Source organism: Phenylobacterium sp. (genome assembly GCF_016793285.1).
Taxonomy (GTDB): Bacteria; Pseudomonadota; Alphaproteobacteria; order Caulobacterales; family Caulobacteraceae; genus Phenylobacterium.
In genome coordinates this window covers 1-11,829 of the sequence record NZ_JAEUMO010000254.1, presented here as the reverse complement: position 1 = coordinate 11,829, position 11,829 = coordinate 1, and the positions used below count along the sequence as shown (strand labels likewise).

Genomic DNA, 11,829 nt, shown 5'->3' with positions numbered 1-11,829 from the left:
ACCAGGAACACCGCCGCCCCGGCCCAGATGAAGCCGAACGAGGTGGCGTGCAGCGTCGTGAAGGGCTCGCCCTGGGCCACGCCGATGGCGAAGCCGATGGTCGGGCCGATGAACTGCAGGAAGGCCATGGTCGAGAGGGGCAGCCGCCGCGCGCACCACGAGAAGAGGGCGAGCGGCAGGGCGGTGATGGGCCCGGCGGCGATCAGCCAGGCCGTCGAGGCCGGCGACGAGACGAAGTGTCCGGCGCCGCGGCTTTCCAGCCAGCCGATGAAGACGAGGGCGGGCGCGAGCAGCATCAGGCATTCGATGAACAGGCCCGTCTGGGCGTCGGCCTGCACCTGCTTCCTGACGATCCCGTAGCCGCCGAACGACAGCGCGAGCGTCAGCGAGATCAGCGGCAGGTGGCCGAGCGCGAGGCCCTGGAACAGCACGCCCACGGCGGCCAGCGCCATGGCCGCGATGCCGATCCTGTCGATCCGCTCGCGGAAGATCAGCGCGCCCGAGGCCATGTTGACCAGCGGCGTCACGTAGTAGCCGAAGCTGCCCTCCAGCACCCGGCCCGAGGTCACGGACCAGATGTAGATGGCCCAGTTCACCGCGATGAGCGCGGTGGAGAGCAGCAGCCACGCCAGGATGCGCGGGCTTCTCAGGACCGTCAGGATCTGCCGCCCCTGCCGGGCGATCAGCGCCAGGATCAGCGCGGTGGGCGCGCCCCAGACGATGCGGTGGGCCACGATCTCCCACGAGCTCGCGCCCAGCGCGTTGATGGCCTGGAAGGCCAGGGGCACGAAGCCCCAGATGAGGTAGCAGGCGACCCCAGCGGTCAGCGCCAGGCGTTCCTCGCCAGGCGCTGACGGGGAGGACATCCTAAGCCAGCGCCTTCGACTTGATCAGGCCGCGCTGGTGGAGGAGTTCGGCGATCTGCACCGCGTTCAGCGCCGCGCCCTTGCGCAGGTTGTCGGCCACCACCCAGAGCGACAGGCCGTTCTCGACGGTCGGGTCCTTGCGGATGCGGCTGACGTAGACCGGGAACTCGCCCTGGGCTTCCTTGGGCGTGATGTAGCCGGTGGGCTCGCGCTTATCGATCACGATCAGGCCGGGGCTCTCGCGCAGCAGGTCGCGGGCCTCGTCCTCGTCGATGGGGTTCTCGAACTCGATGTTCACCGCCTCGGAGTGGCCCACCATCACCGGCACCCGCACGCAGGTGACCGTCAGCTTGATCGCCGGGTCGATCATCTTGTGGGTCTCGTCCCACATCTTGGCCTCTTCGTCGGTGTATCCGTCGTCGCGGAACGACCCGATGAAGGGGATGACGTTGAAGGCGATCTGCTTGGGGAACTTCTTCGGCTCCTTGGCGCCCAGCACGAAGATGCCCTTCGTCTGGTCCCAGAGCTCGTCCATGCCTTCCTTGCCGGCGCCCGAGACCGACTGGTAGGTGGCCACCACGACGCGCTTGATCTTCGCCCGGTCGTGCAGCGGCTTCAGCGCCACCACCAGTTGGGCGGTCGAGCAGTTCGGGTTGGCGATGATGTTCTTGCGGCCGGCGTAGCTGACGTCGTCCGGGTTCACCTCGGGCACGATCAGCGGCACGTCGGGGTCCATCCGCCAGGCCGAGGAGTTGTCGATCACGATCGGGCCCGCGGCGCCGATCTTCGGGGACCACTCCTTCGAGAAGCTGCCCGACACGCTCATCAGCACGACGTCGACGGTCGAGAAGTCGAACTGCTCGATGTCCTCGCACTTGACGATCTTGTCGCCGAACGAGACCTCGAGGCCGATGGAATTGCGCGAGGCGATCGCGTGGACCTTCTCCACGGGGAAGTTCACTTCCTCGAGGATGTTCAGCATCTCGCGGCCCACGTTGCCCGTGGCGCCGACGACGGCGACCCGGTAGCCCATCGCAACTCTCCTGAAGTATCGCCCCTTCGGGGGAAGCGTCCCCTACGCCCGGGCCGCCGCCAACGCAAGGCGAGCAAAGCTCGGGCGGCCGTCAGACAGGCTCTTGCGCGCCGCCCGCTATTCCCCGGCCATTCGCAGGATGGCCTTCCACTCGCCCGGCGTCACCGGCGACACCGACAGGCGGCCCTGGCGGACCATCTTGAGGTCGGCGAGGGAGGGTTCGGCCTTCAGGGCCGCCAGCGTCACGGGGGCCTTCAGGGGGCGCACGTAGCCGAGTTCCACGGCGAGGAAGCGGCCCGTCTCGTCGCCGGGGTCGGGGAACGACTCCCTGGCCACCTCGGCGACGCCGACCACCTCCCTGCCCTCGCCGGAGTGGTAGAACAGCACCTGGTCGCCCAGCTTCATCTCCTTGAGATGCCCGCGCGCGGTGAAGTTGCGCACGCCGTCCCAGACGGTCTTGCCGTCGCGCCGCAGGTCCTCGAAGGAATAGGTGTCCGGCTCGGACTTCACCAGGAAATAGGCCGCCATCGCCGCGTTCCTCCGTTCTCGCGGCCGGACCATGCCATGGACGATCGGATTGCACACCCGGACTTCGGCCGGGCGGCGGGCGGCCTAAGCGGCCGCGGCCTCGGCGTAGAGGGTGCGCACGTCCGCCAGGCCGGCCAGGATGCGCAGGCGCTCCTTCTTGTCCGGCTTGCGGCTGACCATGAAGCGCCAGGCGCGGACGTGGACGGCGATGGCCTCGCGGTCGTAGCTCTCGTCGGCGAGGAAGTCGGCCAGGAGGCCGTTCAGGCTGGCCACCACCTCGCCCGCGCCGTCGCGCCCGATGTCGGGATAGCTTTCGGCGACCGTCTTCAGGACCCCGATCCCGGTGCGGTCGAAGGTTTTTCCCAGCGACATGAGCAGGCCCTCGGCCAGCGCCAGCACGTCGGCGTCGCCGGCGCGGCGGTGCGGTTTCTTCGGAGCGTTCTCGTCGTCGTCCACCATGAGGATTCCAGTATCGCGGATCTGTCTTAACGGCTGGCTACCGGCTCGAGCAAAGTTGCTTGACTCCGTCAATCAACTGGCGCGCCATGCCGCATGACCGAGATCGACACCGTCGCCGCCGTGCGTCGTTTCAGCCGCTTCTACACCCGCGCGATCGGGGTGCTGGAGCGGGGCTACCTGGGCTCGCCCTACACGCTGGCCGAGAACCGGGTGATCTGGGAGATCGCCCACGCCGAGGGGATCACGCCCGGCGCCATCTCGGCGGCGCTGCGCCTCGACGCGGGTTATCTCTCGCGGATGCTGGCGCGGCTGGAGAGGGACGGCCTCGTCGCCCGCAGCCGCTCCGAGCGCGACGGCCGCAGCGTGACGCTGTCGCTGACCGAGACGGGCCGGACCACCTTCGCCACCCTGGACGGCCGCTCGGCGGCGCTGGTCGAGGACCTGCTGGGCCGCCTGTCGGGCCCGCAGAGGGCGGCGTTCGCCGGCGCGCTGGCCACGGCGCAGGACCTGCTGGAGCCGCCGGCGGAGAGGCCGCCGGAGAGGCCGGCGGTGACGCTGCGCCCGCACCGGATCGGCGACATGGGCTGGGTGACCGAGCAGCACGGCCTGCTCTACGGCCGCGAGTACGGCTGGGGCTTCGGCATCGAGGCGGTGACGGCGAAGATCTGCTCCGACTTCCTGGAGCGCTTCGACCCGGCCCGCGAGCGCTGCTGGATCGCCGAGCGCGGGGGGACGCGGATCGGCTGCGTGTTCCTGGTGAGGGAGGACGAGACGACGGCGCGGCTGCGGCTGCTGCTGCTCGACCCGGCCGCGCGCGGCGAGCGCCTGGGGCGTCGGCTGGTTGAGGAATGCGTGGCGTTCGCCCGCGAGGCCGGCTACCGCGAGATCGTGCTCTGGACGCACAAGGTGCTGACCGCCGCGCGGGCCATCTACGCCTCGGTCGGTTTCCAGATCGCCGAGACCTGGGAGCACGACGAGTTCGGCAAGACCGAGGTCTCCGAGACCTGGCGGATGACGCTGTAGGGGTGGCTGTTCCCCGCGCCGCGCCGAGGCCTGCGTCCGGGGCCGCGCGCGTGTCGACCGCCCGCCGCGACGGCGTGGGCGGTTGAATCCGCCGGGCGCTTGGTCCAGAGAGCGCGCCACTCTTTGTGTGTGCTCCCGAAGGACCCCATGGACCTCTCCAAGATCCCGGTCGGCAAGAACCCGCCCTACGACGTCAACGCGCTCATCGAGATCCCGCAGGGCGGCGAGCCGGTGAAGTACGAAATCGACAAGGAGAGCGGCGCGATCTACGTCGACCGCTTCCTGCACACCGCGATGTTCTATCCGGGCAACTACGGCTTCATCCCGCATACGCTCGCCGACGACGGCGACCCGATGGACATCATCGTGGTGGGCCCGACGCCGGTGGTGCCGGGCGCGATCATCCGGGCGCGGCCGGTGGGCGCGCTGATCATGCGCGACGAGGCCGGCGGCGACGAAAAGATCCTGGCCGTGCCGGTGGATGCGCTGCACCCGTTCTATGCGGGCGTCGACAGCTGGCGCGCGCTGCCGGCGATCCTGACCGAGCAGATCGCCCACTTCTTCAAGCACTACAAGGACCTGGAGAAGGGCAAGTCGGTCGACATCATCCGCTGGGCCGACCCGGAAGAGGCCGCCGACATCATCCGCCAGTCGATCGAGCGCTACGCCAACAGCGGCACGAACCGCTAGACGCGGACGAAGTCCAGGAACACCGGCTCGCAGTCGCCGAGCCGCTTCTCCTCGTAGCGGGTGGTGACGTGGTCCGCGGGCGGGCGGCGCCAGTCGTCGGCGCGCTCGGCCGGCCAGGCGAAGGCCGGGTTGGCGAGGAAGCGCTCCAGCGCCTGATCGACGTAGCTCGCGACGTCGCTGGCGAAGCGCAGACGGCCGCCGGGCTTGAGCGCCCGCGCCAGGTCGGCGACCAGCTCGGGCTGGACGAGGCGGCGCTTCTGCTGGCGGGCCTTGGGCCACGGGTCGGGGAAGAGGATGAAGACCCGCGCCAGGCAGGCGTCGGGCAGGCGCGCCACCAGTTCGCGGACGTCGTTGTCGTGCAGGCGGACGTTCGCCAGCGCCTGCTCGTCGATGTGGCGCACGGCGCTGGCCACGCCGTTGACGAAGGGCTCGGCGCCCAGGATCAGCACGTCACGATGTCGGCCGGCCTGGGCGGCCATGTGCTCGCCGCCGCCGAAGCCGATCTCCAGCCAGGTTTCGGCCGCGCCGGGCATGAGGGCCGCTGGGTCGACCCGCCCCGCGGGGATGCGCAGGCCGGGCAGCCGCGTCTCCATCAGGGCGGCCTGGCGCGGCTTGATCGGCCGCGACTTCAGGCGGCCGAACGAGCGCAGTGGCGGATGGTGGCCGGTCATCGGGGCGCCAACCGTGACGACACGCGAAGGGGCGGCTAGGCCAGCTTCTGGAGTTCCGCGACCAGGTCGGCGCGTTCCCACGAGAAGCCGCCCTCGTTGTCGGGCTGGCGGCCGAAGTGGCCGTAGGCCGCGGTGCGGGCGTAGATCGGGCGGTTCAGTTGCAGGTGCTCGCGGATGGCCCGCGGCGTCGCGCCGCCGATCAGTTGCGGCAGGGCCACTTCCAGCTTCGCCGGGTCGATCTCGCCGGTGTTGTGCAGGTCGACGTAGAAGCTCAGCGGCTGGGCGACCCCGATCGCGTAGCTGATCTGGATCGTGCATTTCTTGGCCAGGCCCGCGGCGACCACGTTCTTGGCCAGGTAGCGGCAGGCGTAGGCGGCCGAGCGGTCGACCTTCGTCGGGTCCTTGCCCGAGAACGCGCCGCCGCCGTGCGGGGCCGCGCCGCCGTAGGTGTCGACGATGATCTTGCGGCCGGTGACGCCGGCGTCGCCGTCCGGCCCGCCGATCTCGAAGCGGCCGGTCGGGTTGATGTGCCACTTGGTCTTCCTGGTGATCAGGCCCGCCGGGATGACGCTCTCGACGTAGGGCCTGATCACGCCTTCCAGGCGCTTCGGCGTGGCGATGTGCAGGCCCAGGCGCCGCTTGTGCTGGGTCGAGACGACGATCTGCAGGATCTCGACCGGCCGGCCGTCCTCGTAGCGGACGGTGACCTGGCTCTTGGCGTCGGGCTCCAGCACCGGGCACTCGCCCGAGTGGCGCACTTCCGACAGCTTCTTCAGGATGTCGTGGCTGTACTGCAGGGTGGCCGGCATGAGCGCCGGGGTCTCGTCGCAGGCGTAGCCGAACATGATCCCCTGGTCGCCGGCGCCCTCGTCCTTCTTGTCGGTGGCGTCGACGCCCTGGGCGATGTGGGCCGACTGTTCGTGCAGGTGGCAGGCGAACTTCGCCTTGTTCCAGTGGAAGCCCTTCTGCTCGTAGCCGATGTCCTTGATCGCGGCGCGGACCTTGGGCTCCAGGCTCTTCACGATGTCCTTGGTGAGCGCCTTGTTCTCGGACTTCGACGCGCCCGGCCGGCCGGCGCGGACTTCGCCCGCCAGCACGATGCGGTTGGTGGTGACCAGCGTCTCGCAGGCGACGCGGGCCTCGGGCTGAACGCTCAGGAAGGCGTCGACGACGGTGTCCGAAATCCGGTCCGCGACCTTGTCGGGGTGGCCTTCCGACACGCTTTCGCTGGTGAAGATGTAGCTGGAACGGCTCAAGGCTGGGGCTCCGGTAGAGGCAGTCGGCGCGCGACGCGGCGCGGGGGTCGCCAGCCTATAAAGAAATCCTTATGTCATGCCAAGCGTGCGGTCGGCCGCAGCCTCGGCGGCGCGGGGCCGGCGTCGGCGTCCGGCCAGCCACGCCAGCGCCGACGCCAGCAGGAGCCCCGCGAACCCCCAATCGCCCCAGCGGCTGTAGGGCGTCGGCGCGGCGGGGGCCGGCAGCCGCGCGTCGATGACGCCGAACGCGCCCAGGCCCAACTGCTTGCCCGGCATCACGCGGCCCTGCGCGTCGATCACCGCGGAGACGCCGGTGGGCGTGGCGCGCACGATCGGCAGCCCCTGTTCGATGGCGCGGTAGCTGGCGATGTTCAGATGCTGCCAGGGGCCGCTGGTGCGGCCGAACCAGGCGTCGTTGGAGACATTGAGGATCCAGGCCGGCCGCGGCCCCGCGCCCGCGCCGAAGCCCGGGAACAGGGCCTCGTAGCAGATCAGCGGCTGCACGGCGGGCAACCCCGGCGCGCTGAGCGGCTGCGGCCTCGGTCCGGCCGTGAAGTCGTCTTCCATGTGGACGAGGCTGCGGAAGCCGATGGCGCGGGCGAAGTCGCCGAGCGGCATGTACTCGCCGAACGGCACGAGCCGGTGCTTGTCGTAGAAGCCTGAGACCCGCAGGGCCCCGGGATCGCGGCGGAACGCGATCAGGGTGTTGTAGTAGCGGTAGCGGCCGTCGCGGACCTCGGCGCGGTTGGCGCCCATCAGCAGCGTCTGCCCGGGGGCGACGACGTCGCGCAGCCGCCGGCTCCAGCCCGGGTCCAGGATCAGGTCGTCGATGACCGCGGGAAGTGCGCCCTCGGGCCAGATCACGATGTCGGGCCGCGCCTTGCCGGGCCGCCGCGTCAGCCGCTCGTAGTCGGAGAACACCGCGTTCAGGTTGTCGGCCCGCCACTTCTCCTTCTGGTCGATGTCGGCCTGCACGACGCGGATCACCGGCGTGTCCTTGGCGTAGATCGGCCGCGCCGCCGCCGCGAGCCGGCCCGCGCCGCCGGCGTAGAGGGCGGTCAGCGCCACGCCGGCCGCGATCATCAGCCCGGCCTGCGCCAGCCGGCGCACCGGCAGCATCAGGGTCGCGGGCGCGGACGCGATCGCCAGGGTGATCCAGGTGAGGCCGTAGGCGCCGACGAGGGCGGCCGCCTGCGACGGCGCGCTGCCGGCCCGCCAGCTTTCGCCGACGAGGTTCCACGGGAAGCCGGTCAGGACGTGGCCGCGCAGCCACTCGGCGGCGGCGAACACGCCCGCGAACACCAGCGGCTTCCAGGCGCTGCGGGGCCGGAGCGCCCGGTACGCCGCGCCCGCCGCGCCCCAGAACAGCGCCAGCCCGCCGCCCATCAGCACGATCGCGAACGGCGCCATCCAGCCGTAGGTGCGCGAATCCACCAGGAACGGCTCGCCGATCCACCAGGTCGAGACGCCGAAGTAGCCGAGCCCCGAGAGCCATCCGAGGCCGAACGCCGCGCGCAGCGGTCTTGCGCCCTGGATGGTCTCCAGCCGCAGGAGGATCAGGCTGTAGCCCAGCAGGCCGACGATCATGCCGAACGGCGGATGCGCCACGCCTGCGGCCAGCCCGCCCAGCAGCGCGGTCAGCGGCGCATACCAGCGCGAGCGGCTCAAGGTCGAATGCCCGGCGCCGGTTCGGCCGCAGCGCCCCCTCCACTACGTCGTGGTCCGCCTCGCCCGTGGACGGGGGAGGCACAGCGCGGCTGGATCGGACCACCGGCCAAGTCTCAGGCCTCGGTCGTTTCGGCGGCCGGCGCGCGGCGCACGCGCACCCGCTTCACCCGGCGCGGATCGGCGGCCAGCACCTCGAGCGTATAGCCGTCCGGGTGCTCGATCAGCTCGCGCTTCTGCGGCACGCGGCCGGCCAGCGCGTTCACGAGGCCCGCCACCGTGTCGATCTCCTCGTCGAGGTCCTCCGAAGCGAGGTCGACGCCGCCCCCGATCGCCTGCTCCAGCTCCTCCAGCGGCGCGCGGCCGTCGACGATCCAGCCGTCGTCGTCGCTGAGGATCGGCGTGTAGGCCAGGTCGCCTTCCTCGTCGTGCTCGTCCTCGATCTCGCCGACCAGGGACTCCAGCAGGTCCTCCAGGGTGACGAGGCCGTCGACGCCGCCGAACTCGTCCATCACCAGCGCCATGTGGGTGCGCTTGGCGCGCATGGTGGCCAGGAGCCGCTCGGCCGCCATCGAGGGCGGCACGTAGAGCACCTCGCGCACCAGGCTGTGGCGGCCGGTCAGCACCTTGTCGCCGGGCTTGGGCTGGCGGGTCTTGCGCGCCAGGAGCTTGAAGACGTCCTTGACGTGGACCACGCCCACGGGCTCGTCGAGCGTCTCCCTGTAGACCGGCATCCGGCTGTGCTCGGCCTCCGCGAAGCGGGCGACCAGCTCCTCGAAGCTGCAACTGCGCTCGACGCACACCATGTCGGCGCGCGGCTTCATGATGTCCTCGACGCGCAGGTCCTGGAACGCGCGCGCCTGGCTGATCAGCTCGTCGCCGCCTTCGGTGCTGGGCTCGGGAATCTCGTCGGCCGCCGCCTCCGCGGTGCGCCGGAACAGGTCGATCAGCCCCCAAAGACCGCCCCGCCGGCGGCCGTTGCGACTGGAAGGGTCAGGGTCGCTCATGCTCTCCTTTAGCCGGGCTGGGCGTCCGCATAGGGGTCGGGAACCCCCAGGCTGGCCAGCACCGCACGCTCGAGGCCTTCCATGGCCTCGGCCTCATCATCGCCCATGTGGTCGTGTCCGCATAGATGGAGCACGCCGTGAACCACCAGGTGCTGCAGGTGGTGGGCCAGGGGCTTGCCCTGCTCGGCCGCCTCGCGGGCGCAGACGCCATACGCGAGCGCCAGGTCGCCGAGGTGGAACTCGGGGTTCCTCGGCGCGGGGAAGCTGAGCACGTTGGTGGGCTTGTCCTGCTGGCGGAACTGCGCGTTCAGGGCGCGGACGCTCTCGTCGTCGGTCAGCAGGATGGTGACGCCCTCGTGCCCGGCGTCCTCGGCGTCGAGCGCCGCCAGGGCCGAGCCGCGCGCCAGCATCTCGGCGTTCGGCAACGCCGCCGCCCAGGCCTCGTCCTCGATCTCGACGTCGATCAAACGGTGCGCCCGCGCTTGGCCGCGTCGGCGTCGTAGGCGCGCACGATCCGCTCCACCAGCGGGTGGCGGACGACGTCCTCCGAGCCGAAGCGGACGATGCCGATGCCCTTGACGCCCTCCAGCAGGTCGACGGCGTGGGCCAGGCCCGAATCGCGGGGGTTCGGCAGGTCGATCTGGGTCGGGTCGCCGGTGACGGCCATGCGCGCGCCCTCGCCCAGGCGGGTCAGCACCATCTTCATCTGCGCGCGGCTGGCGTTCTGGGCCTCGTCGACGATGACGAAGGCGTGGCTGAGCGTGCGGCCCCGCAGGAAGGCGATCGGCGCGACCTCGATCTCGCCCTTCTCGCGGCGGCGGCGGAGCTGCTCGGCGCCCAGGATGTCGGTCAGCGCCTCCCAGACGGGCGCCATGTAGGGGTCGACCTTCTCGTTCATGTCGCCGGGCAGGAAGCCCAGCCGCTCGCCCGCCTCGACGGCGGGGCGCGAGACGATCAGGCGGTCGACCGCGCCGCGCAGCAGCATGCCCGCGCCGTGGGCGACGGCCAGGAAGGTCTTGCCGGTGCCCGCGGGCCCGAGCCCGAACACCAGCTCGCAGTCGGTCAGCGCCTTCAGATAGTGTGCCTGCGTCGGCGTCTTCGGCGCCACCTGGCCGCGGCGGCCGATGGGCAGCGGACTGCCGACCCCGCCTGTGCCGCCCCCGGTGCGCGCCTGGCCGATGGCGACACGCACGTCGGCCTCGCCGATCTCCAGGCCCTGGTCGGCGCGCGCGGCGATGGCCTGTACGGCCTTCTTCGCCTGGCCGCGCGACTTGGCGTCGCCCGACAGCGACACGCCGCCGCCGGGCGTTTCCACGAGCACGCCGAAGGCGTCCTCGATCAGGGCGGCATGGCGGCTGTTCGCGCCGGCCACCGCGCGGGCGGCGACGTCGCTGAGCTGGACGAATTCGGGCGCGCGGCTCACGCGGGTTCCATTTCCAGCACGCCGGCCAGGCTGTTCTGGTTGGCGGTCTCGACCCTCACCGGAACGATCTCGCCGATCATCCGATCCGGCGCGGTCACATGGACGGCCTGCAGGTAGGGGCTCTTGCCGATGAGCTGACCCGGATGACGGCCGGCCTTCTCCAAGAGGACGCCGACGGTGCGGCCCGCCGTGGCGGCGTTGAAGGCCATCCGCTGTTCGTCCAGCAGGGCGTTCAGGCGGGCGAGGCGCTCGTCCTTCACCGCGTCGGCGACCTGGCCCGGCATGGCGGCGGCCGGCGTGCCGGGGCGGCGCGAATACTTGAACGAGAAGCAGCTCGCGTAGCCCACCTCGCGGACGAGTTGCAGCGTCGCCTCGAAGTCGCTGTCGCGCTCGCCGGGGAAGCCCACGATGAAGTCGCCGCTGATGGCGATGTCGGGCCGCGCCGCGCGAATCTTCTCGATCAGGCGCACGTAGCTCTCGGCCGTGTGCGCGCGGTTCATGGCCTTCAGGATCCTGTCCGAGCCCGCCTGCACCGGGAGATGCAGGTACGGCATGAGCTCCGGCACGTCCCCGTGGGCGGCGATCAGGGCGTCGTCCATGTCGCGCGGGTGGCTGGTCGTATAGCGGATGCGGTCGAGGCCCTCGAGCTTCGCCAGCCGGCGGACCAGCGCGGCGAGGCCGCCTTCCCCGTCGTAGGCATTCACGTTCTGGCCCAGCAGGGTGATTTCGCGCACGCCCTTGGCGGCCAACACGCGGGCCTCGGCCTCGATGGACTCGGCCGGCCGGCTCCACTCGCCGCCCCGGGTGTAGGGCACCACGCAGAAGGTGCAGAACTTGTCGCAACCCTCCTGCACCGTCAGGAACGCCGAGACGCCGGTCGGGCGGCGGTCGGTGGAGAGCGCGTCGAACTTCTCCTCGGGCGCGAAGTCGGCGGCCAGCCGCTCGCCGCGGGCGCGGTGGGCGCGGGCGATGAGTTCGGGGAGCTGGTGGTAGGCCTGCGGGCCGACGACCAGGTCCACGGCCGGCTGGCGGCGCATGATCTCCTCGCCCTCGGCCTGGGCGACGCAGCCGGCGACCGCGATGGTCATGCGCGCGCCGCCGCCGGCGAGGCGCTCGTCGCGCATCTCGCGGATCTTGCCGAGCTCGGAGTAGACCTTCTCGGTGGCCTTCTCGCGGATGTGGCAGGTGTTGAGCACCACCAGGTCGGC

13 protein-coding genes are annotated in these 11,829 nt (G+C 71.1%); 2 read left to right on the top strand and 11 right to left on the bottom strand.

Annotation, left to right across the window (positions count from 1 at the left end; all coding sequences use genetic code 11):
* From rarD to JNL41_RS21700, 4 genes are all read right to left on the bottom strand, one after another.
* On the bottom strand, nt 1-866 hold an 866-nt coding region (gene rarD / locus JNL41_RS21715), incomplete at its 3' end, for an EamA family transporter RarD (protein WP_293478371.1).
* 1 nt (nt 867) lies between these two features.
* On the bottom strand, nt 868-1,899 hold the full coding sequence (locus JNL41_RS21710) for an aspartate-semialdehyde dehydrogenase (protein WP_293478370.1): 1,032 nt from the start codon (nt 1,897-1,899) through the stop codon (nt 868-870).
* A gap of 117 nt (nt 1,900-2,016) precedes the next feature.
* The gene (locus tag JNL41_RS21705) at nt 2,017-2,427 is read right to left on the bottom strand and encodes an EVE domain-containing protein (RefSeq protein WP_293478368.1); all 411 of its coding nucleotides are present in this window, start codon (nt 2,425-2,427) and stop codon (nt 2,017-2,019) included.
* 84 nt (nt 2,428-2,511) lie between these two features.
* Nucleotides 2,512-2,886 (bottom strand): hypothetical protein, encoded by a 375-nt coding sequence (locus JNL41_RS21700; protein WP_293478366.1) that lies wholly within the window; start codon nt 2,884-2,886, stop codon nt 2,512-2,514.
* Nucleotides 2,887-2,979: 93 nt separating this feature from the next.
* On the opposite strand from JNL41_RS21700, the gene JNL41_RS21695 reads away from it, so the two are divergent.
* Nucleotides 2,980-3,909 carry a bifunctional helix-turn-helix transcriptional regulator/GNAT family N-acetyltransferase gene (locus tag JNL41_RS21695; RefSeq protein ID WP_293478364.1) on the top strand — a complete coding sequence of 310 codons (930 nt, stop codon included), beginning with the start codon at nt 2,980-2,982 and terminating at the stop codon, nt 3,907-3,909.
* A 147-nt stretch (nt 3,910-4,056) separates the two neighbouring features.
* Nucleotides 4,057-4,599, top strand: a complete 543-nt coding sequence (ppa, locus tag JNL41_RS21690) for an inorganic diphosphatase (RefSeq protein WP_293478362.1) — start codon at nt 4,057-4,059, stop codon at nt 4,597-4,599.
* On the opposite strand, the gene trmB is transcribed toward ppa, so the two are convergent.
* From trmB to miaB, 7 genes are all read right to left on the bottom strand, one after another.
* Complete coding sequence (trmB, locus tag JNL41_RS21685) at nt 4,596-5,270, bottom strand: tRNA (guanosine(46)-N7)-methyltransferase TrmB (protein WP_293478360.1); 675 nt, start codon at nt 5,268-5,270, stop codon at nt 4,596-4,598. The genes ppa and trmB overlap by 4 nt on opposite strands.
* Nucleotides 5,271-5,305: 35 nt before the next feature.
* Nucleotides 5,306-6,526 carry a methionine adenosyltransferase gene (gene metK, locus JNL41_RS21680; RefSeq protein ID WP_293478358.1) on the bottom strand — a complete coding sequence of 407 codons (1,221 nt, stop codon included), beginning with the start codon at nt 6,524-6,526 and terminating at the stop codon, nt 5,306-5,308.
* A gap of 69 nt (nt 6,527-6,595) precedes the next feature.
* Nucleotides 6,596-8,194 carry an apolipoprotein N-acyltransferase gene (lnt, locus tag JNL41_RS21675; RefSeq protein ID WP_293478356.1) on the bottom strand — a complete coding sequence of 533 codons (1,599 nt, stop codon included), beginning with the start codon at nt 8,192-8,194 and terminating at the stop codon, nt 6,596-6,598.
* A 113-nt stretch (nt 8,195-8,307) separates the two neighbouring features.
* The gene (locus JNL41_RS21670; RefSeq protein WP_293478354.1) at nt 8,308-9,198 is read right to left on the bottom strand and encodes a hemolysin family protein; all 891 of its coding nucleotides are present in this window, start codon (nt 9,196-9,198) and stop codon (nt 8,308-8,310) included.
* A gap of 8 nt (nt 9,199-9,206) precedes the next feature.
* Nucleotides 9,207-9,608 (bottom strand): rRNA maturation RNase YbeY, encoded by a 402-nt coding sequence (ybeY, locus tag JNL41_RS21665; RefSeq protein ID WP_293478372.1) that lies wholly within the window; start codon nt 9,606-9,608, stop codon nt 9,207-9,209.
* 53 nt (nt 9,609-9,661) lie between these two features.
* Entirely contained in the window at nt 9,662-10,621 is a 960-nt protein-coding gene (locus JNL41_RS21660) for a PhoH family protein (protein WP_293478352.1), read from the bottom strand.
* On the bottom strand, nt 10,618-11,829 hold a 1,212-nt coding region (gene miaB / locus JNL41_RS21655), incomplete at its 5' end, for a tRNA (N6-isopentenyl adenosine(37)-C2)-methylthiotransferase MiaB (protein ID WP_293478350.1). The genes JNL41_RS21660 and miaB, both read right to left, overlap by 4 nt.